Origin of the sequence: Pseudoxanthomonas mexicana, from assembly GCF_001556105.1 — a bacterium.
GTDB classification, from domain to species: Bacteria; Pseudomonadota; Gammaproteobacteria; order Xanthomonadales; family Xanthomonadaceae; genus Pseudoxanthomonas_A; species Pseudoxanthomonas_A mexicana_A.
The window spans coordinates 1-558 of the sequence record NZ_LSIF01000067.1; the positions used below are offsets into that span (position 1 = coordinate 1).

Consider the following 558-nt stretch of genomic DNA (forward strand, 5'->3'; position numbering starts at 1 on the left):
TCTGCAGGTTGGCGACGACCGAGGTGAAGCGGTTCTGCACCGCACCCAGGTCGGCACGGGCCGAGTTGACCGACTTCAGCGCTTCGTCGACCACGTCCAGGGCCTGCTGCGCGCCCTTCACGGAACTGATGTCCAGGCTCGAGATGACGGTGGCGCTGGCGGTTGCGGCAGCGGTCGTGGTAGCGGCCGTCAGGCCGGAGTTGGCCGGCGTGCCGCCGATGACCAGATCCTTGCCGGACTTCACCGACGACAGCGTGACCTGGTCGTTGTTGGTGCCACCGACCGTCGCGTAGACGCCGGTTTCGCCCATCTTGGCGTTGATCGCAGTGGACAGGGCCTTGGCGATATCGGTGCCGGTGGCACCCGCCTTGTACGACACGGTGTCGATCGCGACGGTGTTGATCGTCATGCCGGTGACGCTGCCGTCGGCGGCGGCGGTGGCGATGGCGGTGCCCTGCACGTCGGCGGCGAACTTGACGTTGCCCAGCGCACCGGCCTTGGCGTCGACGGTCTTGTCGATGGCGATGGCCTGGCCGGCGTTGGCGCCGACCTGGAACA

1 protein-coding gene is annotated in these 558 nt (G+C 67.9%); it reads right to left on the reverse strand.

All coding sequences use genetic code 11. The features are described 5' to 3' along the window. A partial coding sequence (locus AX730_RS12445; protein WP_269746997.1) for a flagellin occupies positions 1-558 on the reverse strand: 558 nt, incomplete at both ends.